The organism is Microbacterium sp. CH-015, assembly GCF_049707015.1.
GTDB lineage: Bacteria > Actinomycetota > Actinomycetes > Actinomycetales > Microbacteriaceae > Microbacterium > Microbacterium aurum.
In genome coordinates this window covers 89,680-113,031 of the sequence record NZ_JBNAFJ010000002.1, presented here as the reverse complement: position 1 = coordinate 113,031, position 23,352 = coordinate 89,680, and the positions used below count along the sequence as shown (strand labels likewise).

The following is a 23,352-nucleotide window of genomic DNA, read 5'->3' as shown; positions in this document are numbered from 1 at the left end:
CGCTCAGGCGTGCTCCGCGAGGTGCTCGCGCAAGCTCGGGCCCTGCCGGAACTCGCGCAGCAGATGCTGGACGACGGCGCGCAGGTCGCCCTCGGCGGCATCGGCGACGACAAGCTGCCGCGCGTAGCTGGCGCCCTCGTCGAGGATCGTCTCCAGCCCGGCGAACTCGCGGGCGCAGTGCAGTTCCTGGGCGATCAGGGCGAGGTCGGCCATCGTCTCGCGCAGATGCTCCGCGACGAGACGCTGCGTCCCCGAGGGGTCGACGATGACCCGCGCCCCCAGCCCGTAACGTGCGGCGCGCCACTTGTTCTCCCGAACGAACCAAGGCTGCAGGCTCGGCAGAGTCTCGCCCTCGTCCAGCCGACGGGAGAAGTGCTCCACGAGCGTCTGCACGAGCGCCGCGACGGCGGCGAGCTCCGGCAGCGTCGACATGCCGTCGCAGGCCCGAACCTCGATCGTGCCCCAGCGCGGCGCCGGGCGAATGTCCCAGCGCACCTCGGTCGCATCCTGTATGACACCGGTGCCGACCATGTCGTCGAGGTAGTGCTCGAACTGCGCCCAGTCGGCCAGCGGCCATGGCAGGCCGGCGGTAGGTAGCTGCTGGAACACCAGCGAACGGTTCGAGGCGTAGCCGGTGCGCTCCCCGGCCCAGAAGGGGCTCGATGCGGACAGCGCTTGCAGGTGCGGCAGGTAGATCGACAGCGCCCCGATGATCGGAAGGACCTTATTGACGTCTTCGACCCCGACGTGCACGTGGATGCCCCAGATCATCATGTTGCGCCCCCACCATTGGGTGCGCTCGATGAGCTTGTTGTAACGGGTCTTGTCGGTGACCTGCTGGTCGTACCACTGCGCGAACGGGTGGCTCCCGGCGCACATCAGGTCGATGCCGCGCGGGGTCGTGAGGCGGCGGACCTCCGCGATCGCGTCCGCGATGTCGTCGACCGCGGCGGCGACCGTGTCACCGACGCCGCTCGTGACCTCCACTGTGTTCGTCAGCAGCTCACCGGTGACGGTGTAGCGCTCCAGCTCCGTGCGCTCCTCGAGCTCCGGCACGAGCTCGGGTGCGCGAGACACGAGATCCCCGGTGTCGGGGTCGACCAGCATGAGTTCCCACTCGAGCCCGACGGTGGAGCGGGCGGAGGTCGCGAAGGGCACCGACATGGGGTCAGTCTGACACGTCGTCGCGCGGTGGTTCGCAGCATGCGTCACGATCTGGCAAAATAGTCCTTTGGACCGCGCGCTCGACCCTCTATCCGGCACCGCAGTCCACCCGCAGAGCTTCCGCCGGGTGTGCACCCCACAGCCCAGGCGTCGTTCATCACCTCACAACACCACTCAGGAGAATTGTGGCTGTCAAGATCCGTCTCAAGCGCCTCGGCAAGATCCGCGCGCCCTACTACCGCATCGTCGTCGCCGACTCGCGCACCAAGCGCGATGGTCGTGTCATCGAGGAGATCGGCAAGTACCACCCCACCGAGGAGCCGTCGTTCATCGAGGTCGACTCCGAGCGGGCGCAGTACTGGCTGTCCGTCGGCGCGCAGCCGACCGAGCAGGTCGCGGCGCTGCTGAAGCTGACCGGCGACTGGGGCAAGTTCAAGGGCGACGCGAACGCGGTCTCGACCGTGCGCACCGCCGGGGCGAAAGAGGAGTTCCAGCTGGACTCCGCCAAGAAGTCCGTCATCAAGCCGAAGGCCGAGAAGAAGGCTGAAGAGCCTGCTCCCGCCGCCGACGAGGCTGCCGAGGTCGAGGCTGGCGCCGAGGCCGAGCAGACCGACGCCGAGTAAGTCCGTTGCTCTCCGCCGCGCTCGAGCACATCGTCAAGGGGATCGTCGATCACCCGGACGATGTCACCATCCGTTCCTCGTCGTCGCCCCGCGGCGACGTCCTCGAGGTGCGCGTGCACCCCGATGACCGGGGCCGGGTGATCGGGCGCGGCGGGCGCACGGCGAAGGCGCTGCGCACTCTCGTGTCGGCTCTCGCCGACGGTGCGCGCGTCCGTGTCGACGTCGCGGACGACTGACATGGCCGCTGCAGGACCCGCGCGCACACAGCTGCGCGTCGGGCGACTCGTCAAGGCCCACGGCCTGAAGGGCGCCCTCAAGCTCGAGCTGTACACCGACGACCCGGACGGACGATTCGTCCCCGGTGCCGTCTTCACACTGCAGGTGCCGGAGTCCTCACCGTGGCACGGCAAGACGGTGACCGTCCGCGAGTTCCGCTGGATGAACTCGCACCCCGTGGTCTTCTTCGACGAGGTCGAGGACCGCACCGCCGCGGAGAGCATCGTCCGCGCCATCCTGTGGATCGACCAGGACGAGTCGGCTCCCGCTGAGGACGACGCCTGGTACGACCACCAGCTCACCGGACTCGACGTCTTCCGGGACGGCGCGAGCGTAGGCCGCGTGATCCGCGTCGACCATCTGCCCGCGCAGGATCTGCTCGTGGTCCGGCCGACCGGGACCGATGACGAGATCCTCGTGCCGTTCGTGGCCGCGATCGTCCCCCAGGTCGACATCGCCGCCGGACGCGTCATCGTGACGCCGCCCGCCGGCCTGTTCGAGGACCTTCCCGGCGACGACGAGACGGATGCCGGTGCGGACGCGATCGACGCGACCCCGGCATCCGACGACTCCGACGTCGAGCGCTGACGTGCGCATCGACGTCGTCACGATCTTCCCGGCGTTCTTCGACGTCCTCGAGGTGTCGCTGCTCGGGAAGGCGCGCGGCGCCGGCATCCTGGATGTCCGCGTGCACGACCTGCGGGAGTTCACCCACGACCGCCACCGCACCGTCGACGACACGCCCTACGGCGGCGGAGCCGGAATGGTCATGAAGCCTGAGCCGTGGGGCGAGGCGCTCGACGCGATCGTGGCGGATGCCGGCGACGCGCGCCCGACTTTTCTCTTCCCCTCCCCGGCGGGCGAGCGGTTCACGCAGGCGATGGCGCGCGAGCTGTCCGCGGCACCGCACCTCGTCTTCGGCTGCGGGCGTTACGAGGGCATCGACGAGCGGGTGTTCGCCTATGCGGCGACCCTCGGCGAGGTGCGGCTGGTCAGCCTCGGCGACTACGTCCTCAACGGAGGAGAGGTCGCCGCGATGGCGATGATCGAGGCGGTCGGGCGGCTCGTCCCGGGCGTCGTGGGCAACCCGGACAGTCTCGTCGAGGAGTCCCACGAGGACGGCCTGCTGGAGTATCCGTCCTACACCAAGCCCGCGTCGTGGCGGGGGTACGACGTCCCCGACGTGCTGCTGAGCGGTCACCACGGTCGCGTCGCGCAGTGGCGCCGCGACCAGCAGGTCCAGCGCACCCGCGAGCGCCGGCCGGACCTCCTGCCCGACTGAATCCGAAGATTCCGTGAACTCGTCCGCCTGAATCGCGCAATACGGATGTGAGCACAGACTCCGAGGTGATCGAACGTTCCGGCGATGAGCCGGGGGCGTTCGCGGTTCTCTTCGACCGTCATGCGCCGGCGATCTATCGCTACGCCGCGCAGCGGATGGGAGACCACCGGGCCGAGGACATCATGTCGGAGACCTTCCTCGTCGCCTTCGGCGCCCGGCGGGTGGGACGCCCTACGGCAAGCTGGACCCGTGCGACGACGGAGCGAGCGGATGCTGACCGGCGCCGGCCCCGCCGACATCGTGCGGCCTCCGACCGAACCGATCGTGATCTGGACGGAACCGGACGCCGAACCAATCGCGTAGGTTGCCGAGGAGATGGCGGATGCCGAGGAGAAATCCCCGGCATCCGCTCCTCGTTATCGTGCATTCTCCTCGGGAACTGCGCTCCGCAGCGCGGCGCGGATCAGCCGAGGTGCGACCGGTCGGTGAGCACGATCGGACCGGTCTCGGTGATCGCGATCGTGTGCTCCGAGTGCGCGCCGCGGGAGCCGTCGACGCTGCGCAGCGTCCAGCCGTCGGGATCGGTGACCAGCTCATCGGTCGACTGGAGGAACCAGGGCTCCAGGGCCAGCACGAGTCCGGCGCGCAGCGGGTAGCCCCGGCCGGGCTTGCCGTCGTTGGGCACGTGCGGGTCGCCGTGCATCACACGGCCGACGCCGTGGCCGCCGAAGTCGGTGTTGATGGCGTACCCGTCGGCGTGCGCGATCTCGGCGATCGCGTGCGAGATGTCGCCGATGCGGTTGCCGACCACGGCGGCCGCGATGGCGGCATCCAGCGCGCGCTCGGTCGTGTCGATGAGCGCGAGGTCCTCGTCACGCGGGGTGCCGACGACGAACGAGACGGCGGAGTCGGCCACCCAGCCGTCGACGGCGACCGCGAAGTCGAGGGAGACGAGGTCGCCGTCGCGCAGGGCGTAGTCGTGCGGCAGTCCGTGCAGGACCGCGTCGTTCACCGAGGTGCAGATGACCTTGCCGAACGGGCTCGCGCCGAACGAGGGGTGGTAGTCGATGTAGCACGACTCGGCGCCGGCCTGCCGGATCAGCTCGTGCGCGCGCCGGTCGATCGCCAGAAGGTTCGTGCCCACCGTCGTCTCGGCCCGGAGCGTCGCGAGGGTCTCGGCGACGAACCGTCCCGCGGGACGCATCGCCTCGATCTCGGCGGGGGTGCGCAGCTCGATCATCGTGATCCTTTCGTCAGCATCCATTGTGGCTGACCGGCGTAGCATCGAAGGCATGTGGTTGCGTCAAGCGTTCTTCCGGTGGCTGATCCCGGCAGCGTTCCTGCTGCCGTTGTGGCTGCTCATCGGCTGGATCGTCTTCGGCGCGAACCCGTGGGCGCTGCTGTGGGTCATCGTCTCCGCCCCGATCGTGCTCGTGTGGCAGGTCATCCTGACTCTCCTCATCCGCGCCCGAGGGACAGTGCGCGCGGGGCGCGCGGTCTCCTGGACCGACCTCGGCGTGGTCGGCGCCTGGCACGTGCTCGTCATTGCGCTCGGCGTCTTCGACGGACGCTGGTGGTGGCCGGTGTTCGCCCTGACGATCGCCGTGGGTATCGCGGCCATGTGGACATCGCTGTCGCAGCTGTGGCGTGAGGCGAAGCCGGCGCCCGTGCTGCTGCGCACGCCCGACGGGGTCGGGTACGTGCCCGCCCCTCGCCCGGAGGCGCCGCGAGTGGTCGACGAGGGGATCGTCATCATCCGCGAGAAGACCCCGCCGCCCGCCTGAGTGCGTTTGGTGGGGTGCGCCATCCATGGCAGAATGGATGCTTGTGCCCTGAACAGGCTCTGCCTCAGGGGAGCACGGATCCGGTGACGGATGCCGGGGGCACGAACCCATCCTTTCCAGAACTCTCGCGGTCGACCTGTGGCGGCTGCAGGAAGTGAAGATCATGCAGATCCTCGACGCCGTCGACGCAGCATCGCTGCGCAGCGACATCCCCGCTTTCGGTCCCGGTGACACCGTCAAGGTGCACGTCAACATCACCGAGGGCAACCGCTCCCGCATCCAGGTCTTCCAGGGCGTCGTCATCGGCCGCTCCGGCGACGGTGTGCGCGAGACCTTCACGGTCCGCAAGATCAGCTTCCAGGTGGGCGTGGAGCGCACCTTCCCGGTGCACAGCCCCGTGATCGACCACATCGAGGTCGTCACCCGTGGTGACGTGCGCCGCGCCAAGCTGTACTACCTGCGCAACCTCCGCGGCAAGAAGGCGAAGATCAAGGAGAAGCGCGAGCACTGAGCTCGGCCTCTTGGATGCCCCGGACCGTTGGTCCGGGGCATCCGTCGTTCCCGGGCGCGGATCGCGGTCGTGGCGCGACGTGGATCGCGCCCGGGATGTGCGACCCTTGAGGGGCGGCAACCGACCCACGGGCGCGCCGACGAGAAAGACGCTGCATGACCTCCGATCACCCGACCGACGCCGCACCCCTGGTCCCGCCGGTCTCCCGTCGCCGCGGCTTCTGGTCGCTCGTGCGCGACATCCTCGTCATCGTCGTGATCGCCATCGTGGTGTCGCTGGTGATCAAGACGTTCCTCGTACGCTCGTTCTACATCCCGTCGGGGTCGATGGAGCAGACGCTGCTCGTGAAGGACCGCATCCTCGTCGACGAGCTGACCCCCCGCTTCACCGGATACGAGCGCGGCGATGTCGTGGTCTTCCGCGATCCCGGCGGCTGGCTGCCGGTGTCGCCCGCACCCGCCGACCAGTCACCGCTCGTGCAGGCCGGTGACTGGCTGCTGTCTCTCCTGGGGATCACGGCGTCGGACAGCGACGAGCACCTCATCAAGCGCCTCATCGGCCTGCCGGGCGATCACGTGGTGTGCTGCAACGCCATCGGCCAGATCACTGTCAACGGCACGCCCATCGACGAGACGCCGTACCTCGATCTCGCACCCGGGCAGAGTGCGCCGGAGGTGGTGCCGTTCGACGTGACCGTCCCGGACGGGTCGCTGTGGGTGCTCGGCGACAATCGCGACCACTCCCGCGACTCGCGGTACAACATGGACCAGCCCTCGCACGGTTTCGTCCCGATCGACAACGTCGTCGGCCGGGCCTTCCTCATCACCTGGCCGCTGAACCGGTTCGGCACGATCGACGGGCACCACGAGGTGTTCTCGGGGGTTCCCTCCGCCACCCCCGCCGCGGGACGATGACCGTCGCCGTGCCGCGGTTGACCGTCGAGCGACGGCTGCTGCGCGAGCACGCGCTCGTCATCGCCTGCGACGAGGTCGGCCGCGGCGCCTTGGCCGGTCCGGTCGCCGTCGGCGCCGCGGTCATCGACGCCGCCCGGGCGCGCCGCCGCATCCCGGAGGGACTCCGCGACTCCAAGCTCGTCGCCGAGCACCACCGGCACGCCGTCGCCGAGCGCGCTGCCGGGTGGGTCGGGGCCGCGTCGGTGGGATGGGCGACGGCGGACGAGATCGACCGCGTCGGCATCATCCGCGCCCTGGGGCTGGCGGCGCTCCGCGCCATCGCCGACCTGCGCGCCCAGGGCATCGTCCCCGAAGAGGCGATCGTGATCCTCGACGGCAACCACGACTACATCACGCCGGCGGGCGGCGGCGGACTTCGGGTGCAGCCCATCGTGAAGGCCGACCGCGACTGCGCCTCCGCCGCGGCGGCGTCGGTGCTGGCGAAAGTGGCGCGCGACGACCTCATGACGCGGTTGCACGAGGAGCATCCGGTCTACCGCTGGGAGCGCAACAAGGGCTACGCGAGCGCGGAGCACCGCGACGCCATCCGGTCCCACGGGCTGAGTGCGCATCATCGCGCCTCGTGGGCGATCGCCGACGCGCCCACGCTGTTCTGACCCGCTGTCGCGGCGCGCACGCGGCCCCGATCTGGCGCCGGGTCGCACCCCCGCCGCATAGGATGGGAGCACCATGGACGACGAGGGCTTTGACGACTACGACCGCGAACTCGAGTTGGCGCTGTACAAGGAGTACCGGGACGTCGTCTCGCAGTTCGCGTATGTCATCGAGACCGAGCGCCGGTTCTATCTCGCCAACGACGTGAACGTCGTGCGCCGCGACACGGAGCACGATTTCTACTTCGAGATCTCGATGACCGACGTCTGGGTCTGGGACATCTATCGCGCCGACCGCTTCGTGAAGTCGGTGCGCGTGCTGACGTTCAAGGACGTCAACGTCGAGGAGCTGCAGCGTCGCGACTTCCAGCTGCCCGAGGAACTCTCGCTGGATTCCTGAGCTCATCGCCCTCTCCCCAACCGGGTGATCGGCGGAGTTGTCCACGGATGCCGTGATGGGCGCCCCCACGCGGGTCGGCGACACGGCACCATGCCGTCATGGCAGACAAGGACGTGCGCGGACGCGCCGGCGAGGAACGCGCCGCGCGCTACCTCGCCGACAACGGTTTCACGGTGCTCGACCGCAACTGGCGCTGTCGGGCCGGTGAGCTCGACATCGTCGCCGCTCGCGGCGGCGACCTGGTGGTCGTCGAGGTCAAGACGCGGCGCACGGACGGGTTCGGGCATCCGTTCGAGGCGGTCGACGCCCGCAAGCGCGACCGGCTGTGGCGTGTGGCGTGCGCGTGGATCGCCGCCCACCCCGATCTCGCGGGTCGGCGCCGGCTGCGTCTGGACGTGATCGGCGTCACCGGTGAGGACCCCGCCTCGGCCGCCATCGAGCACCTCGTGGACCTGCGATGACCGTCGGTCGCACGTGGGGCGTCGTGCTCACGGGGCTTCAGGGCGATCTCGTCGAGGTCGAGGCCGACCTGTCGAACCAGACGCCCGCCTTCTGCATCATCGGGCTCGCCGACCGCGCGGTGGGCGAAGCGCACCAGCGGGTGCACAACGCCTGCGCCAACAGCGACCTGCCGTTGCCGCGGCGGCGACTGACCGCGAACCTGTCGCCGGCGAACCTGCCGAAGCAGGGCACGGGGCTCGATGTCGCGATCGCCATCGCCTCGCTCGCGACCGAGCGCGACATCGACGCCGGCTCACTGGCCGAGACCGTCCACATCGGCGAGCTGGGCCTGGATGGGCGGCTGCGTCCGGTGCCGGGCGTGCTTCCCGCCGTCGCGGCCGCGGCCCGCGCCGGCATGCGCCGCGTCGTCGTGCCGTACGCCAACCGCGCCGAGGCGGAACTGGTCCCCGGCGTCGAGGTCTTCGGGGCGGTGAGCCTGCGCGACGTGGCGCGCCGTCACGGGCTCGACGTGGACGAGGTCGACCTGGAGCCGGTTCCGGCGCCTGTCGCGGCCGAACCGGTCGGAGATACGGAGCTCGACCTCGCGGATGTGATCGGTCAGGCCGATGCCGTGGACGCGCTGATCGTCGCCGCCGCCGGCGGTCACCACCTCCTCATGAGCGGGCCGCCCGGCGCCGGCAAGACAATGCTGGCGCGACGACTGCCCGGCATCCTGCCCGATCTCGACGACGACGCGGCCATCCAGGCCGCCTCGCTGCGGTCGCTGTCGGGGATGCCGGTGGCCGAACTGCGGCGCACGCCGCCCTTCGAGGCGCCACACCACAGTGCGAGCGTCGCGGCGCTCGTCGGTGGCGGCAGCCGCACCGTCCGGCCGGGCGCGATCGCCCGCGCGAGCGGGGGAGTGCTGTTCCTGGATGAAGCCGGCGAGTACGGGGGACGTGCCCTGGATGCCCTGCGTCAGCCCCTCGAGTCGGGCAGCATCGAGATCCATCGCGCGGGGTTCCGGGCCACGTTCCCGGCACGGTTCCAGCTCGTGCTCGCGACGAACCCCTGCCCCTGCGGCAACTACGGCGTGCCGGGGGCGGAGTGCACCTGCCCGTCGCTCGCGATCCGGCGCTACCTCGGCAAGCTGTCCGGCCCGCTGCTGGATCGCATCGACATCGAGCTGTCGCTGCAGCGCGTTTCGGTCGCCCGGCTGCGCGACCGCAGCGGCGGCGCCGGCTCGGCCGCCGCGCGGGAACGCGTGCGCGCCGCGCGCGATCGTGCCGCCCATCGACTCCGCGACACACCGTGGCGGATGAACGCGGAGGTGTCCGGCGCGTGGCTGCGCGACGGACCGCTCGCGCCTGAGCCGGCGATCCGCCGGCCGCTCGACGCCGCGCTGCACCGCGGGTCGCTCACCCTCCGCGGCTACGACCGGGTTTTGAGGGTCGCCTGGTCGGTCGCCGATCTCGCCGGGCGTGACCGGCTCGAGGTGGCCGACATCGGCCGGGCGCTGTATCTGAAGAAGGGGGTGCGGGGGTGAACATCCTCGAACCGACACCGGAGCACGCGCGCCGGGAGCTCGCCGGCATCGCGGATGCGCTGAGCGAAGACGATGATCTCGTCGTGGCCTACGCGCGCGCGGTCTGGTCCTGCCTGGTCGAACCCGGCGACCGCGTCGCCGGGGCACTGATCGCGACGTGCGGGCCGGTGCGCGCGCTCGAGATCGCCGTAGCCACCACGGGAGGCGCAGAGGTCGCCCACGCCGCCGGGATCGAGCTGGGCGAGCTCGACAAAGCGCGCACCCGGTGGCATCCACGCCGCGGCGACGTCGCCGAGCGCATCGCGGCGGCACGACGCGCGGGCGCCCGTCTGGTCACCCCGGAGGATCACGCGTGGCCCGAGCGCGTCGCGGACCTCGGGCCGTTCGCGCCGGTGTGCCTGTGGGTGCTCGGCGACGTCGACGCGCTCGGGGCGTCGTGTCCCGCCGTGGCGGTGGTCGGTGCGCGGGCGGCGAGCGGTTACGGCGACATGCTGGCGGACGATCTCGCCGCGGGGGCCGCCGCGGCCGGGGTCGCCGTGATCTCCGGCGCGGCGTACGGCATCGACGGGTCGGCGCATCGCGGTGCGCTGGCGGCGGGCGGCGCGACCACGGCGCTGCTGGCCGGCGGGGTGGACCGCCCGTACCCGGCGGGGCACCGCGACCTGCTGGAGCGCATCGCCGCGGAGGGGACCGTGGCCGCCGAGGTGCCGTGCGCATCGTCACCGACGAAGTGGCGCTTCCTCGCGCGCAACAGGCTGATCGCGGCCATGAGCGACGCGACCGTCGTCGTCGAGGCCGGATGGCGCAGCGGCTCGCTCAACACGGCGCATCATGCGGCGGCGCTCGGTCGGCCGCTCGGCGCCGTTCCGGGGCCGGTCACGAGCGCCTCATCCGCCGGCTGCCACCGATTGCTGCGTGAGGCGCAGGCCGAGTGCATCACTTCCGTCGCCGACATGATGGAGCTGCTGGGGCTGGACAACCATGCGCCCGGCGCGGTGCCGCCGGGCGCGGATCAGGGTGCGGGCGATCTCACCCGCATCCTCGACGCGCTCAGCGACCGCAGCGCGCGCAGTGGACACGACATCGCGCGCCGTGCAGGCTTCGGACCGGAGGAGGCGACCGCGCTCCTCGGTCTCCTGGAGTTGGAGGGCACAGTGGAACGGCGCCCGGGCGGATGGGTCCGGGCGCGGCATCGCGCGGCGGCGACGCTATGGTGAGATCGCCTCGCGCGTCGGTGCGGTGCGCCGTCGCCGCCGTCGGGGAACGGGCAGGCATGCTGGAGGCATGAGACTCGCGGCGGCGACGGCGGCCTACGCCGACGACCTCGCGCACGTGCGCCGGCTCTCCCCGGCGACGGTTCGCGCCTACGCCGCGGACCTTCGCGATCTGCAGAACGCGACGGGCGACATCGAGCTCGCCGAGATCGACCTCGAGAGCCTGCGCGAGTGGCTGTGGCGGGCGACGCAGCGCGGTGACGCGCGCGCCACGCTCGCCCGGCGCACGGCGTCGGTGCGGGGGTTCTTCGCCTGGGCGCAGGAGCACGGGATCATCGCGGTCGATCCGAGCCTGCGTCTGGTCGCCCCCAAGCGTGCGCGCACCCTGCCGAAAGTCGCGACCGCGCCGGCGATGACCGCCGTCCTCGACGCAGCGGCCGCGCGCGCCGGGGAGGGCGACGCCATCGCGCTGCGCGACGCCGCCATCCTGGAGCTGCTGTATGCATCCGCGCTGCGCGTCGCCGAGCTGTGCGGGATGGACGTGGACGACATCGACGCTCACCGCCGCACCGTCCGGGTCATCGGCAAGGGATCCAAGGAGCGCATCGTGCCGTTCGGGGGGCCGGCGGCATCCGCCCTCGACGCCTATCTCGTGCGCGGCCGCCCGGTCCTCGCCGCACGCGGCCAGGGGAGCCCGGCCGTGTTCCTGGGAGCCCGCGGCGGGCGGCTCGGGACCCGCGCGGCGTACGACGTCGTCTCCCGTGCCGTCGCCCCCGCTCTCGGCACGGAGACCACCGGGCCCCACACGCTCCGTCACTCCGCGGCCACGCACCTGCTCGACGGGGGAGCGGATCTGCGCACCGTGCAGGAGATGCTCGGTCATGCGAGCCTCGGAACGACGCAGATCTACACCCACGTCTCCGCGGAGAAGCTTGCCGCCGCCTACCGGCTCGCGCACCCGCGCGCCTGAGAGCGCGCCTCAGCAACAGGGCAGCAGGACGGCGCGCGGCACCGTCCCCAGCAGCAGCAGCGGGGTGATGTACTCGCCTGCTTCGCGCACCCCGAAGTGCACCGCGCCGCGTGTCGTGTGACCTCCGGCCGCGACGGTTCCCACGACCTCGCCCGCGGCGACCCGCGCGCCGATCGCGACGGCGGGGAGGACAGGCTCGAGTGTCGTCACGTGCCCCTCGCCGTGGTCGATCGTCAGCAGGGGCCGATCCACCACCGTCCCCGCGAACGCGATCATCCCGTCCGCCGGAGCGACGACCGGCGAGCCCGGTTCCGCCTGCAGATCGATGCCCCGGTGCCCGGCGCCGTAGGCGTGGGCGGGGGCACGATACGGCGCCACGACCACGGCGGGACTGACCGGCCACCGCCACCCCGCTGCGACCGGACCCGCGTCGCCCGCGGCCCCGGGCGCGGCCACGGCGGCCGCTCCAGCGACGACGCCGATGCGCCCCGTAGCCGGCCAGGGGCACGCCAGCACGACGCACACGGCCAGCGCGACGGCGGCGATGCAGCGAGCGAGTGAAGACATGCCCCCCACCGTGCTCCTGCGCGGCGCACCGCGGCGGCGAAGATGCCCGATCTGTGGACAGATCCGCGGATTCGCCGGCGGGGGAGAGAGCGATGCGGCTGATACACTGGCAGACGCACCCCGCGCGTCGGGGTGACTCCGCGTGCCCACAGCGACGCCCTGTCCCAGACGGGGACTCGCGGCATCCACACCCAGAGGTCTCACCGTGCGAACGGGAGCGGGTGCGTGCCGGGCACCAGGCGCACGGGCCGACCGGCCTACGCGATCAACCCAGAAACAAAGGAGAACGGCCATGGCCGTCGTCACCATTCGCCAGCTGCTCGACAGCGGCGTTCACTTCGGACACCAGACCCGCCGGTGGAACCCGAAGGTCAAGCGCTTCATCCTGACGGAGCGCTCCGGCATCCACATCATCGACCTGCAGCAGTCGCTGTCGTACATCGACAAGGCGTACGAGTACGTCCGCGAGACGGTCGCCCACGGCGGCACCGTCCTGTTCGTCGGCACCAAGAAGCAGGCCCAGGAGGTCATCGCCGAGCAGGCGACCCGCGTCGGCCAGCCCTACGTCAACCAGCGCTGGCTGGGTGGGCTCCTCACCAACTTCCAGACCGTCAGCAAGCGGCTGGCGCGCATGAAGGAGCTCGAGGAGCTCGACTTCGACAACCCCGCCGACAGCGGCTTCACCAAGAAGGAGCTCCTGCTGAAGAAGCGCGAGCTCGACAAGCTGCACAAGTCGCTCGGCGGCATCCGCAACCTGCAGAAGACGCCGTCCGCGATCTGGGTCGTCGACGCCAAGCGCGAGCACCTCGCCATCGACGAGGCCAAGAAGCTCGGCATCCCGGTGATCGGCATCCTCGACACCAACGCCGACCCCGACGAGTTCCAGTTCCCGATCCCGGGCAACGACGACGCGATCCGCTCGGTGGGCCTGCTCACCCGCATCATCGCCGACGCCGCCGCCGAGGGCCTCATCCAGCGCCACCAGCCCACCGACGAGTCCGCCGAGGCGGAGCCCCTCGCCGACTGGGAGCGCGAGCTGCTCGAGCAGGGCGGCACCGCCGAGGCGCCCGCCGCCGAGGCCGAGACGCCGGTCGTCACCGAGGTCGCCGAGGTCGAGACCATCGCGACGGAGTCGGCTGCCGACGCCGCCGGTGCCGAGGCCAAGGCCGAAGGCGACGCCGCGGCCGTCGCTGCCGAGTAAGACAGCTTCCCGCCGGTGCGGGATCGTCGCGATCGCGGCGATCCCGCACCATCATCCACGAGAACTCACCACGCAGAATTCACTAGTCAAGGAGCCACCACCCATGGCCAACTTCACCATCGCCGACATCAAGGCCCTGCGCGAGCAGCTCGGCACGGGCATGGTCGACACCAAGAAGGCTCTCGAGGAGGCCGACGGCGACCTCGAGAAGGCCGTCGAGATCCTCCGCCTGAAGGGCGCGAAGGGCAACGCCAAGCGTGCCGACCGCTCCACCTCGGAGGGCCTCGTCGCCGCCACGGAGAAGGACGGCAAGGTCACGATCCTCGAGCTGAACACCGAGACCGACTTCGTCGCGAAGAACGACCGCTTCCTCGCCCTCGCCGACAAGGTGCTCGCCGCGGCCGCCGCCGTCGGCGCCGACTCGGTCGAGGCGGCTCTGGCCGCGGATGCCGACGGCAAGCCCGTCGCCGACGTCATCTCCGACGAGGCCGCGATCATCGGCGAGAAGGTCGAACTGCGTCGCGTGCGCACCCTCTCGGGCGACAAGTTCGAGATCTACCTGCACAAGACCAGCAAGGACCTGCCGCCCCAGGTCGGCGTCGTCCTCGCCTACACCGGCGACGACGCGGAGACCGCCCGCTCGATCGCGCAGCACATCTCCTTCGCGAACCCCTCCTACCTCAGCCGCGACGAGGTGCCGGCCGCCGAGGTCGAGAAGGAGCGCGAGATCGTCACGGAGATCTCCCGCAACGAGGGCAAGCCCGAGGCCGCCCTGCCGAAGATCGTCGAGGGCCGTGTGAACGCGTTCTTCAAGCAGGTCGCCCTGCTCGACCAGGACTACGCGAAGGACAACAAGCTGTCCGTCGCCAAGGTCGCTGGCGACGCGGGGATCACGATCACCGACTTCGCCCGTTTCAAGGTCGGCGCGTAAGCCGCGAAAGGGGGCCCGCATTCACGGATGCGGGCCCCCTTTCCCATGCCCGCTTCGATAGTCTGCATCCGACGAGAGGAACCCCTGCGTGATCGATGAGAACACCGGACGCCGCCGCGTCCTGCTGAAGCTGTCCGGCGAGGCGTTCGGGGGAGGGCAGCTCGGGGTCAACCCCGACGTCGTCGGCCAGATCGCCCGCGAGATCGCGGCGGCCGTCGACCGCGTCGAGGTGTCGATCGTCGTCGGCGGTGGCAACTTCTTCCGTGGCGCCGAGCTCAGCCAGCGCGGCATGGACCGCGGTCGTGCCGACTACATGGGCATGCTCGGCACCGTCATGAACGCCCTCGCCCTGCAGGACTTTCTCGAGCAGGCCGGAGCCGCCACCCGGGTGCAGTCCGCGATCTCGATGACCCAGGTCGCCGAGCCCTACATCCCGCGCCGCGCGGAGCGGCACATGGAGAAGGGTCGCGTCGTCATCTTCGGCGCCGGCGCGGGCCTGCCCTACTTCTCCACCGACACCGTCGCCGCCCAGCGCGCGCTGGAGATCGGCGCCGACGAGGTGCTCGTCGCCAAGAACGGCGTGGACGGCGTGTACACGGCAGATCCGAAGAAGGATGCCACGGCCACCAAGATCGACCGCATCACCTACCAGGATGCCCTGCAGCGCGGCCTGAAGGTCGTCGACTCGACGGCGTTCAGCCTGTGCATGGACAACGGCATCGACATGCGCGTGTTCGGCATGGAGCCGGCCGGCAACGTGACCCGCGCGCTCCTCGGGGAGTCGATCGGCACGCTCGTCACGGTCTGAGTCGCGGCATCCGCCCGCACTAGACTTTCCCCTGACGCAACGACGAATGGAGTGACCGTGATCGCCGAGATCCTGGCCGACACGACCGCCCGCATGGACCGTGCTGTGGAGGCGGCGAAGGACGACTTCGCCACCGTCCGCACGGGACGCGCGAACCCCCAGCTGTTCCAGAAGATCCTGGTCGACTACTACGGCTCGCCGACGCCGCTCGCGCAGCTGGCCTCGCTGAACACCCCCGAAGCGCGCACGCTCGTGGTGACCCCGTACGACAAGTCGGCGCTGAAGGCCATCGAGCAGGCGATCCGCGACATGCCGAACCTCGGCGCGAACCCGTCGAACGACGGCAACATCGTGCGCGTCACGATGCCCGAGCTCACCGCCGAGCGGCGCAAGGAGTACGTCAAGCTCGTGCGCAGCAAGGGCGAGGACGCGAAGGTGCACCTGCGCGGCATCCGTCGCAAGTCCAAGGACGAGCTGGATGCGCTCAAGAGCGAGGTCGGCGAGGACGAGCTGGTGCGCGCGGAGAAGGAGCTCGACGCGATCACGCGTTCGCACGTCGATGAGATCGACGACGCGCTCAAGCGCAAAGAGGCCGAACTCCTCGAGGTCTGAGGCGAAGGCATGACCGATCCCTCCGGCGAACCTCCCGCGTTCCGCGATCCCGATGCCGGGGACGCGGGGGCGCCGGACGCGCCGCCGCAGACGCGTGCGGAGGCCCGACGCGCGATCGCCGACGCCGACGCCGACGCCGGATCGAGCTTCCAGGCTCACGTGAGGGCGGCGCGCAGCGAGTTCGAGCAGCAGATCGACCGCGCCAAAGCCGACTTCGAGCAGGTCAATGACCGCATCAACGCCCGCACCGGCCGCAACCTGCTGCTGGCCACTCTCATCGGTCTCGCGATCGGCGCGGTGGTGCTCGGGTCACTCCTGTTCGTGAAGTCGCTGTTCCTGATCTTCGCGATCCCGGTGTGCCTGCTGGGCGTGTTCGAATTCAGTCGCGCCCTCCAGACGGCGGGGCGGCGCATCGACGTCGTGCCGCAGCTGGTCGTCGGCGCCATCATCGTGCTGTCGGGATTCTTCCTGGGGCACTGGACCCACTGGGTCATCACCTTCGCGTGCGTGGCGGCGCTGATCGTCTGGCGTCTGCTCGCGCAGATGACCGCCCACGACGGCCGCCGCTACGGCGACGTCCTCACCGACGTGCTGGTGACCGGCTTCGTCGCCGTGTACGTCTCGTTCTTGGCCAGTCTCACGCTCGTGCTGCTGCGGCAGGAGCAGGGCGAGTACTGGCTGCTCGGCATGATCGTCGCCGTCGTCGCGGCCGACACCGGCGCCTACGCCAGTGGGCTCGCCTTCGGCAAGCACCCGATGGCGCCGCGCATCAGCCCCAAGAAGACCTGGGAGGGCTTCGCCGGTGGCGCCGTGGCCACGATCGCGATCGCCGGCGGGTACGGACTGCTCGTCCTCCACGTCCCCATCTGGGTCGGCATCGTCTTCGGCGTCGTCATCCTCGGCTGCGCCACCGTGGGCGACCTCGGCGAGTCGATGATCAAGCGCGACCTCGGCATCAAGGACATGAGCTCCTGGCTGCCCGGTCACGGCGGTGTGCTCGACCGCCTGGATTCGATCCTTCCCTCCGCGGCGGCCGCCCTGGCGCTGTATTTCCTGTTCTTTCCGATGGTGAGCACATGACCGACACTGTGATCGCTGACGCCCCCGCCGCCGCAGCCAGTCCCTTCCCTCGCACGACCGGACGCACACGCGGGTACCGGCCCGAGGACGTGGACGCGTTCCTCGCCCGCGCCCGCGCCGCGTTCGAGGCGCCCGAGAGCTCCGACATCGACTCCTCGACGGTGCGCACGGTCGCGTTCCCGCTCGTCAAGCGGGGCTACCAGGTCGCCGCCGTGGATGCGGCGCTCGGCCGCATCGAAGACGCCTTCGCCGCACGGGAGCGCGAGCAGGCGCTCTCGCGCGCCGGCGCCCGCGCGTGGGTCGGCCAGTCGCGCCAGCTGGCGCAGGAGATCCTCGACCGTCTCACGCGTCCCAAGGGGCGCCGCTTCCGCCGCGTGGGGATGCTGCGCTTCGGCTATCGCGTCGATGAGGTGGACCTCGTCGCCGACAAGCTCGCCCGCTTCCTGGAGGAGGGGGAGACGGTGACGGTCGACCAGGTGCGTTCCGTCGCCTTCCGGATGCAGCGGCGCGGGTACAACGAGGCGCAGGTGGATGCGGTGCTCGACGCGACCGTCGAGGTCATGCTCGCCGTCGTCTGACGCGTCGCATGACACGATGCGGGCGGCTGGCTAGAATCGGAACACTGTGACTTCCGATGCCGAGCTGACCCCGACAGCCGACCGCACGCGACGGGCGGATGCCGCGGTGCGCGCCACGGCATCGCGCCCGCCCCAGCAGCCCGCCCGCTGGTCGCGGCGTCGCGGCGCGATGAGCGTGTTCGCGGTGCTCGCCGTGTTGGGCTTCGGCGCGGCCTACGTCGGTCCGCTGACGGCAACGGGCACGGACGCGCATGCCGCCGAGCTCGACCCGGTGTCGCTGTACGCCTCGACCATCGCCGACGCCCAGGCGTATCTCGCGGCGTCGGAGGCCGGCGCCGGGCAGAAGCAGGCGAGCGGTCTCGGGCGCGACGACATCGTCTACTCCGTGTACGTCACCCCCAAGCCCACCCCCACCCCGACCCCGACCCCGACCGGCTCATCGTCGGCGTCCGGCTCCCGGTCCTGGACCCCGCCGTTCGTCGCACCGGACCCCGGCACGGCGCAGGCCATCGCCTATTCGATGGTGCTTGAGCGCGGCTGGGGCGACGACGAGTTCGCGTGCCTGGTCGCACTGTGGAACAAGGAATCGGGCTGGCGCGTGGGCGCCTACAACGCCGGCAGCGGCGCCTACGGCATTCCGCAGGCACTCCCCGGAAGCAAGATGGCTTCCGCCGGTGCGGACTGGGAGACGAACCCCGCGACGCAGATCACCTGGGGCCTCGGCTACATCTCCGGCCGGTACGGCACCCCGTGCGGCGCGTGGGGGCACTCGCAGGCCAAGGGCTGGTACTGAGCGCATGCCCCGCGCGAACCGGCGCCAGCCGGAACCCGCCGAGGACTCGTTCGCCCGGCTGCTGAGCGGCTGGAAGCGCACGGAGACCCGCCGCGGCGTGTCCTACACCGTGCAGCCCGTCGGTGAGTCCCAAGCGCAGAAGACGTACACGTGCCCCGGGTGCGGCCGTGACATCACGCCCCGCACCGCGCACCTCGTGGTGTGGCGCGCCGACGGGGTGCTCGGCGACGCCGCCGACCTCGCCGCGCGCCGTCACTGGCACACCGCCTGCTGGAGGATCGGCTGATGGAGATCCGCGGACCCGTGCTGCTGCCCGCGCAGCGCGAGGACATCGAACTGCACACCCTCGACGGGCTCACCCTCGTCGGGGAGCTCGCGACGCCGCTCGAGCGTCCGCCGGTGGCGACCCTCGTCACGCTGCACCCCCTGCCGACCGCGGGCGGTTTCATGGACTCCCACATCCTGCGCAAGGCCGCCGGACGGCTGCCCGCTCTCGCCGATCTCGCCGTGCTGCGGTTCAACACGCGGGGGACGACGTCGGCCCGCGGGACGAGCGAGGGTGCCTTCGACGGTGGCCGCGGGGAAGCGTTCGACGTCGCGGCGGCGATGGAGTTCGTCCGCGAGCGCGCCCTGCCGCATCCCTGGCTCGTCGGGTGGTCGTTCGGCACGGAACTCGCACTCAAGTACGGCCGGGATCACCCGGTGGACGGCATCATCCTCCTCTCGCCGCCGCTGCACCGTGCGACGGATGCGGACGTCGCGGCGTGGGCGGGGGAGCCGCGCGCCGTCGTCGTGCTCGTTCCCGAGTTCGACGACTACCTGCGCCCCGAGGAGGCGCGTCGCCGCTTCGCACCCATCGACCACGCGACGCTCATCCCCGTCGAGGGCGGCAAGCACCTGTGGGTGGGGGAGAACCAGACCCGTCGCGTGCTCACCGAGATCGTCGCGGCCGTCAACCCCGACGCTCTGCCGCTGCCGACGGAATGGTCCGAGGACTGACCGGCCCGCGCCGCGCCCTGCCGGTCACAGCTCGTTCTGCCGCGGGATGATCACCTGGCGGTAGATGATCAGGATGCTCGCGGCGACCGGGATCGCGATGAGCGCGCCCAGCAGGCCCAGGAGCGACCCGCCGGCGAGAGCGGCGATCACGACGACGGCGCCGGGCACCGAGACGGCGCGGTTCATGATGCGCGGGGCGAGGACGTAGGCCTCCACCTGCATGTACACGGCGTACCAGATGAGGGCGACGAGCGCCGTCAGCGGCGAGCCGAGCCCCGGGGTGAGGCAGACGAGGATGATGATCGCCGAGCCCGTCAGCGTTCCCACGAGCGGGATCAGCGAGAAGAAGAAGGCCACGACGGCGAGCACGGCCGGGAAGGGCGCCTGGATGATCGTGAGGAAGATCGCGCTCAGGATGCCGTTGATGACACCGAGGCTGACCTGCCCCATGACGTAGTAGCCGACGGACGCCGTGATCTGCTCGGACAGGTCGATGAAGCGCGCGCGCTTGGATGCCGGCACGAGCTGGTACACCGATGCCTTGAGGCTCGGGGTGGAGGCGGTGAAGTAGATCGTCAGGATCAGCACGATGATCGCGCCGGTGAATCCCGCGACGATGCCGGCACCGATCGAGAGGACCGCCCCGGTCGCGGCGCCGCCGATCTGGCCGAGGTCCAGCGACTCGTACCACTGCGAGATGGAGGTGAAGACCTTGTCGACGTCGAGCGCGGGGAACACGCTGTGCAGCCAGTCCGAGAGCGCATCGACGGGGTTCCAGTCGCCGTCGACGGCGCTCTGCACCAGCTTCTGGATCTGCGCCACCAGCTGCGAGATCTGCCCCACGAGAACGGGGATCACGATGAGAATGATTCCCGCGAACGCCGCCAGCACGGCGGCGAACGTGATGAGCAGGGCCGCCCAGCGGGGGAGTCCCCGTCGCTCGAGCCACGAGACCGCGGGGTCGAGGCCCAGCGCGAGGAAGAGCGCCGTGCCCACGTAGAGCAGGATCGTCGACAGCGTCTGCACACTCGTGATGAGCAGGATGCCGACGCCCACGCCGAGCGTCGCGATGAGCGCGGTGCGGAACGGGTGCTGCAGTTTCATGGTTCCCCCGAACCCTCGAGTCAGGATGCCGACGGCCCGCCGTCTGTGCGCGGCCGCCTTGCAAGAGTACGCACGGGGACCCTCGCGACAGGCAAGACGTGCCCTCCCGGGCGACATTCAGACGCTTTTCGCTAGTCTGAAACGTCGATGTTGTGCTCCGCGACCCCGAGCGGAGTGCAGGGAGGTGTCGTTTCGTGCGTTTCGTCTGGGCTGTGACGGCCTTCGTGCTCGCCGCCCTCATGATCGGTGCCGGCATCGCACAGCGCACCGTCTTCCAAGGACCGAAGACGCAGAGCCAGGCGATCTCGGTCACCGGGGACGCGCCGTACGTGCTCATCGACGGCGCCGTGCTCAACAGCCACGACGGGTCGCAGACGCTGCGGGTCCAGGAGGACGGCACGATCTTCGCCGCCTACGGCCGCACCGCCGACCTCGAGGCATGGCTGACCCCCTCGGACTACACGCACATCACGGAGGACGACGGCGAGATCGCCTCGGAGGCCGTGTCGGCGAAGAACCCGCCAGCAGCCGGCAGCGTGCCGATCAGCCCCGTGGGCTCGGACCTGTGGCTCGATGAGTTCCAGCAGGACGACGTGCTCATCACGCCGCTGCAGCTCCCCGCGGACATGAGCCTGCTGGTGGCCACGGACGGCGTCGAGCCCGCACCCAGCAGCCTGAGCCTCACCTGGCCGACCGGCGCCACCACGCCGTGGGCGGGGTCGCTGATCGTCGGCGGCAGCATCCTGCTGCTGGGCGGGATCGTGCTGTACATCCTCGGCGTCCGACACGCGCGGCGCTCCCGCGGACCGCGACGCAAGGGGCTGCCCCTGCCGGTCACCGAGCCGATCGATCTGTCCGTCGAAGAGGCCGACAAGGGCGTCATCAGTGCGACTCCGAGCCGCCGACAGCTGGGCCGAGGTGGGCGCCGCATGGTCGTCGTTCCCGCCGTCGCGGTCAGCGCGCTGCTGTTCGCCGGCTGCTCCGCCGACGCATGGCCGCAGTTCGGCTCGACGCCGACGGCCTCGCCGTCGCCGTCGGTCGTCGTCCCCGATGACCAGGGCAGTCCGGTCGTGACGCAGGCGCAGGCCGAGCGGATCCTGGCACGTGTGTCCGAGGGCGTCGCCGCGGCGGATGAGGCGAAGGACCCGGCTGCTGCCGCGGTCCGCCTCACCGGGCCCGCGCTGGCCACCCGCGAGACCGCGTACACGCTGAAGGACGTCGCCGACGCGCCGGTCCCCGCCGCCGTCCCCGCGTCGCCGGTGCGGGTCGTCCTGCCCGAGGCCTACGACCAGTGGCCCCGCACGTTCTTCGCCGTCGTCGAGACCGGCACGACGACCGCCGATGTCATCATGAGCCTGACGCAGGCCGACCCGTGGTCGCCCTACAAGCTGACGAACGAATCCGAGCTCGTCGCCGATGCGAGCCTCAACCTCGCGCCGACCTACGTGGGTGCCGTCGCGATCGACCCGGAGTCCCCCTTCCTCACGCTGCCGCCCAGCGAGGTCGCCGCGGCCTACGCCGACATCATCACCAACGGCGATGCCAGCACCTACGCCGACCTGTTCGATGCGTCCAGCGATCCGTTCCGCACCCTCGTGGCGCAGAACCGCGCCGAGCGCATGGACGCGTTCAACCAGACCGCCGCGCAGACCGGCACGCTGACGTTCAGCGCCAGCGCCGGGGCGGAGGAGCCGATCTCGCTCGCGACGCTGGACTCCGGCGCGATCGTCGCGGTCACGGTGAACGAGACCGACACGGTGGTGCCGACGAACACCGACGCCGTGATCAAGCTGGACAACAACCCGCTGGTGCAGACCCTCACCGGCGTCACCCAGTCGTCCACGGGCTTCACGACGACCTATCTCGACCAGCTCTTCTTCTTCGTGCCCTCGCAGAGCTCCAGCAAGCGCATCCAACTGCTCGGGTACTCGTCCGCAATCCTCGACGCGAAGGTGGTCCCGTAGTGTCCAATCCCACGCCCGGCGCCGTGATGCGCGGCGCCGTCGACCTGTCCTCACTCCGCTCCCGCGCGGCCGCTTCCGCGCCGGCGACCGGCGCGGAGGCTCGCAACGGCGCGCCGTCGCTGGTCTTCGACGCGACCGATGAGTCGTTCGGCCAGGTGCTCGAGCTCTCGCGCACGGTGCCTGTCGTGGTGGACTTGTGGGCGGAGTGGTGCGGGCCGTGCACGCAGCTGAGCCCGATCCTCGAGAAGGTGGTCGTCGAGCTCGGCGGGCGCCTGGTGCTCGCGAAGGTCGACGTCGACGCGAACCCGCAGCTCGCGCAGGGCTTCCGCGCCCAGTCGATCCCGATGGTCGTCGCGCTCATCGCGGGCCAGCCGGTGCCGCTGTTCACCGGCGCCGTGCCCGAGCAGCAGGTGCGCGAGGTGTTCGCCCAGCTGCTCCAGCTCGCGGCGCAGCACGGCGTGACCGGCACGGTGCCCGTGGGCGAGGCGGCACCGGATGTCGCCGAGCCCGCCGAACCGGCGATGCCTCCGCTGCATCAGGAAGCCTTCGACGCGATCGAGGCGGGCGACTATGCGCGCGCCGTCACTGCGTACGAGCAGGCTCTCGCACAGGATCCGCGCGACGAGCAGGCCCGCGCCGGGCTCGGCCAGGTGCGCCTGCTGCAGCGTGTGCAGGGCGTGGATCTGCAGCAGGCGAGGGATGCCGCGGCATCCGCCCCGCTCGACGTAGACGCCCAGTTCGCCGTCGCCGACCTCGACATCGCGGGCGGTCACGTGGACGACGCCTTCGCCCGACTGCTCGATCTGTTCGCGCAGCTGCCTGCCGACGAGCGTGCCCCCGTGCGGGAGCGCCTGCTGGAGCTGTTCGGGCTCGTCGGCGACGGTGACGCGCGGGTCATCCGCGCTCGCGGACGCCTCGCCAGCCTGCTGTTCTGACC

Annotated in this window: 28 protein-coding genes; 24 read left to right on the top strand and 4 right to left on the bottom strand. The window is 70.8% G+C overall.

Annotated features, from left to right (window positions below):
• Positions 1–3 precede the first annotated feature (3 nt).
• Positions 4–1,164, bottom strand: a complete 1,161-nt coding sequence (locus ACPYN4_RS05330; RefSeq protein ID WP_424445802.1) for a glutamate--cysteine ligase — start codon at positions 1,162–1,164, stop codon at positions 4–6.
• 185 nt (positions 1,165–1,349) lie between these two features.
• On the opposite strand from ACPYN4_RS05330, the gene rpsP reads away from it, so the two are divergent.
• The 4 genes from rpsP to trmD are packed head-to-tail and all read left to right on the top strand — an operon-like array spanning position 1,350 to position 3,345.
• A complete protein-coding gene (gene rpsP / locus ACPYN4_RS05325; RefSeq protein ID WP_076690644.1) occupies positions 1,350–1,787 on the top strand; it encodes a 30S ribosomal protein S16 in 438 nt (145 codons plus the stop codon).
• Between the two features lie 5 nt (positions 1,788–1,792).
• Positions 1,793–2,023, top strand: coding sequence for an RNA-binding protein (locus ACPYN4_RS05320; RefSeq protein WP_076690645.1), 231 nt, complete (start codon positions 1,793–1,795; stop codon positions 2,021–2,023).
• 1 nt (position 2,024) lies between these two features.
• Positions 2,025–2,651 (top strand): ribosome maturation factor RimM, encoded by a 627-nt coding sequence (rimM, locus tag ACPYN4_RS05315; protein ID WP_076690646.1) that lies wholly within the window; start codon positions 2,025–2,027, stop codon positions 2,649–2,651.
• Position 2,652: 1 nt separating this feature from the next.
• Complete coding sequence (trmD, locus tag ACPYN4_RS05310) at positions 2,653–3,345, top strand: tRNA (guanosine(37)-N1)-methyltransferase TrmD (RefSeq protein ID WP_076690647.1); 693 nt, start codon at positions 2,653–2,655, stop codon at positions 3,343–3,345.
• 463 nt (positions 3,346–3,808) lie between these two features.
• Here the strand turns inward: trmD and map are convergent, their stop codons facing one another.
• Entirely contained in the window at positions 3,809–4,585 is a 777-nt protein-coding gene (gene map / locus ACPYN4_RS05305; protein ID WP_239281867.1) for a type I methionyl aminopeptidase, read from the bottom strand.
• A 52-nt stretch (positions 4,586–4,637) separates the two neighbouring features.
• On the opposite strand from map, the gene ACPYN4_RS05300 reads away from it, so the two are divergent.
• From ACPYN4_RS05300 to ACPYN4_RS05260, 9 genes are all read left to right on the top strand, one after another.
• Positions 4,638–5,129 carry an MFS transporter permease gene (locus tag ACPYN4_RS05300; protein WP_239281869.1) on the top strand — a complete coding sequence of 164 codons (492 nt, stop codon included), beginning with the start codon at positions 4,638–4,640 and terminating at the stop codon, positions 5,127–5,129.
• Between the two features lie 163 nt (positions 5,130–5,292).
• A complete protein-coding gene (gene rplS / locus ACPYN4_RS05295; RefSeq protein WP_076692182.1) occupies positions 5,293–5,640 on the top strand; it encodes a 50S ribosomal protein L19 in 348 nt (115 codons plus the stop codon).
• Between the two features lie 155 nt (positions 5,641–5,795).
• Entirely contained in the window at positions 5,796–6,554 is a 759-nt protein-coding gene (lepB, locus tag ACPYN4_RS05290; RefSeq protein WP_424445801.1) for a signal peptidase I, read from the top strand.
• On the top strand, positions 6,551–7,210 hold the full coding sequence (locus ACPYN4_RS05285; protein WP_076690653.1) for a ribonuclease HII: 660 nt from the start codon (positions 6,551–6,553) through the stop codon (positions 7,208–7,210). Before lepB ends, ACPYN4_RS05285 begins: the two co-directional genes overlap by 4 nt.
• A gap of 73 nt (positions 7,211–7,283) precedes the next feature.
• Positions 7,284–7,607 (top strand): DUF2469 family protein, encoded by a 324-nt coding sequence (locus ACPYN4_RS05280; protein ID WP_076690654.1) that lies wholly within the window; start codon positions 7,284–7,286, stop codon positions 7,605–7,607.
• Between the two features lie 98 nt (positions 7,608–7,705).
• A complete protein-coding gene (locus ACPYN4_RS05275; protein WP_424445800.1) occupies positions 7,706–8,068 on the top strand; it encodes a YraN family protein in 363 nt (120 codons plus the stop codon).
• The gene (locus tag ACPYN4_RS05270) at positions 8,065–9,594 is read left to right on the top strand and encodes a YifB family Mg chelatase-like AAA ATPase (RefSeq protein WP_424445799.1); all 1,530 of its coding nucleotides are present in this window, start codon (positions 8,065–8,067) and stop codon (positions 9,592–9,594) included. The genes ACPYN4_RS05275 and ACPYN4_RS05270 overlap by 4 nt, the downstream gene beginning before the upstream one ends.
• On the top strand, positions 9,591–10,811 hold the full coding sequence (gene dprA / locus ACPYN4_RS05265) for a DNA-processing protein DprA (RefSeq protein WP_424445798.1): 1,221 nt from the start codon (positions 9,591–9,593) through the stop codon (positions 10,809–10,811). Before ACPYN4_RS05270 ends, dprA begins: the two co-directional genes overlap by 4 nt.
• Positions 10,812–10,878: 67 nt before the next feature.
• Positions 10,879–11,778: a tyrosine-type recombinase/integrase gene (locus ACPYN4_RS05260; protein ID WP_424445797.1), complete on the top strand. Its 900-nt coding sequence runs from the start codon at positions 10,879–10,881 to the stop codon at positions 11,776–11,778.
• 9 nt (positions 11,779–11,787) lie between these two features.
• On the opposite strand, the gene ACPYN4_RS05255 is transcribed toward ACPYN4_RS05260, so the two are convergent.
• Positions 11,788–12,345: a murein hydrolase activator EnvC family protein gene (locus ACPYN4_RS05255; protein WP_424445796.1), complete on the bottom strand. Its 558-nt coding sequence runs from the start codon at positions 12,343–12,345 to the stop codon at positions 11,788–11,790.
• Between the two features lie 292 nt (positions 12,346–12,637).
• Between ACPYN4_RS05255 and rpsB the strand changes: the two genes are divergently transcribed.
• From rpsB to ACPYN4_RS05210, 9 genes are all read left to right on the top strand, one after another.
• Positions 12,638–13,546: a 30S ribosomal protein S2 gene (gene rpsB / locus ACPYN4_RS05250; protein WP_287269693.1), complete on the top strand. Its 909-nt coding sequence runs from the start codon at positions 12,638–12,640 to the stop codon at positions 13,544–13,546.
• A 103-nt stretch (positions 13,547–13,649) separates the two neighbouring features.
• The gene (gene tsf / locus ACPYN4_RS05245; protein WP_315549126.1) at positions 13,650–14,477 is read left to right on the top strand and encodes a translation elongation factor Ts; all 828 of its coding nucleotides are present in this window, start codon (positions 13,650–13,652) and stop codon (positions 14,475–14,477) included.
• A gap of 88 nt (positions 14,478–14,565) precedes the next feature.
• Complete coding sequence (pyrH, locus tag ACPYN4_RS05240) at positions 14,566–15,285, top strand: UMP kinase (protein WP_076690661.1); 720 nt, start codon at positions 14,566–14,568, stop codon at positions 15,283–15,285.
• A gap of 57 nt (positions 15,286–15,342) precedes the next feature.
• Complete coding sequence (gene frr, locus ACPYN4_RS05235; RefSeq protein WP_239281880.1) at positions 15,343–15,897, top strand: ribosome recycling factor; 555 nt, start codon at positions 15,343–15,345, stop codon at positions 15,895–15,897.
• Between the two features lie 9 nt (positions 15,898–15,906).
• Entirely contained in the window at positions 15,907–16,977 is a 1,071-nt protein-coding gene (locus ACPYN4_RS05230; RefSeq protein WP_315549129.1) for a phosphatidate cytidylyltransferase, read from the top strand.
• 11 nt (positions 16,978–16,988) lie between these two features.
• On the top strand, positions 16,989–17,555 hold the full coding sequence (locus tag ACPYN4_RS05225; protein WP_084202158.1) for a DivIVA domain-containing protein: 567 nt from the start codon (positions 16,989–16,991) through the stop codon (positions 17,553–17,555).
• 46 nt (positions 17,556–17,601) lie between these two features.
• Positions 17,602–18,348 carry a lytic transglycosylase domain-containing protein gene (locus tag ACPYN4_RS05220; RefSeq protein WP_396655182.1) on the top strand — a complete coding sequence of 249 codons (747 nt, stop codon included), beginning with the start codon at positions 17,602–17,604 and terminating at the stop codon, positions 18,346–18,348.
• A 4-nt stretch (positions 18,349–18,352) separates the two neighbouring features.
• Positions 18,353–18,634, top strand: coding sequence for a hypothetical protein (locus tag ACPYN4_RS05215; protein ID WP_315549132.1), 282 nt, complete (start codon positions 18,353–18,355; stop codon positions 18,632–18,634).
• The gene (locus tag ACPYN4_RS05210; RefSeq protein ID WP_287268824.1) at positions 18,634–19,347 is read left to right on the top strand and encodes an alpha/beta hydrolase; all 714 of its coding nucleotides are present in this window, start codon (positions 18,634–18,636) and stop codon (positions 19,345–19,347) included. The genes ACPYN4_RS05215 and ACPYN4_RS05210 overlap by 1 nt, the downstream gene beginning before the upstream one ends.
• A 24-nt stretch (positions 19,348–19,371) precedes the next feature.
• Here the strand turns inward: ACPYN4_RS05210 and ACPYN4_RS05205 are convergent, their stop codons facing one another.
• Positions 19,372–20,451 (bottom strand): AI-2E family transporter, encoded by a 1,080-nt coding sequence (locus tag ACPYN4_RS05205; RefSeq protein ID WP_239280681.1) that lies wholly within the window; start codon positions 20,449–20,451, stop codon positions 19,372–19,374.
• A gap of 194 nt (positions 20,452–20,645) precedes the next feature.
• Here ACPYN4_RS05205 and ACPYN4_RS05200 point away from each other — a divergent pair, with 194 nt between their 5' ends.
• Both ACPYN4_RS05200 and ACPYN4_RS05195 read left to right on the top strand, forming a co-directional pair.
• On the top strand, positions 20,646–22,415 hold the full coding sequence (locus ACPYN4_RS05200; RefSeq protein WP_424445795.1) for a glycosyl transferase: 1,770 nt from the start codon (positions 20,646–20,648) through the stop codon (positions 22,413–22,415).
• Complete coding sequence (locus ACPYN4_RS05195) at positions 22,415–23,350, top strand: tetratricopeptide repeat protein (protein ID WP_424445794.1); 936 nt, start codon at positions 22,415–22,417, stop codon at positions 23,348–23,350. The genes ACPYN4_RS05200 and ACPYN4_RS05195 overlap by 1 nt, the downstream gene beginning before the upstream one ends.
• Positions 23,351–23,352: the final 2 nt, after the last annotated feature.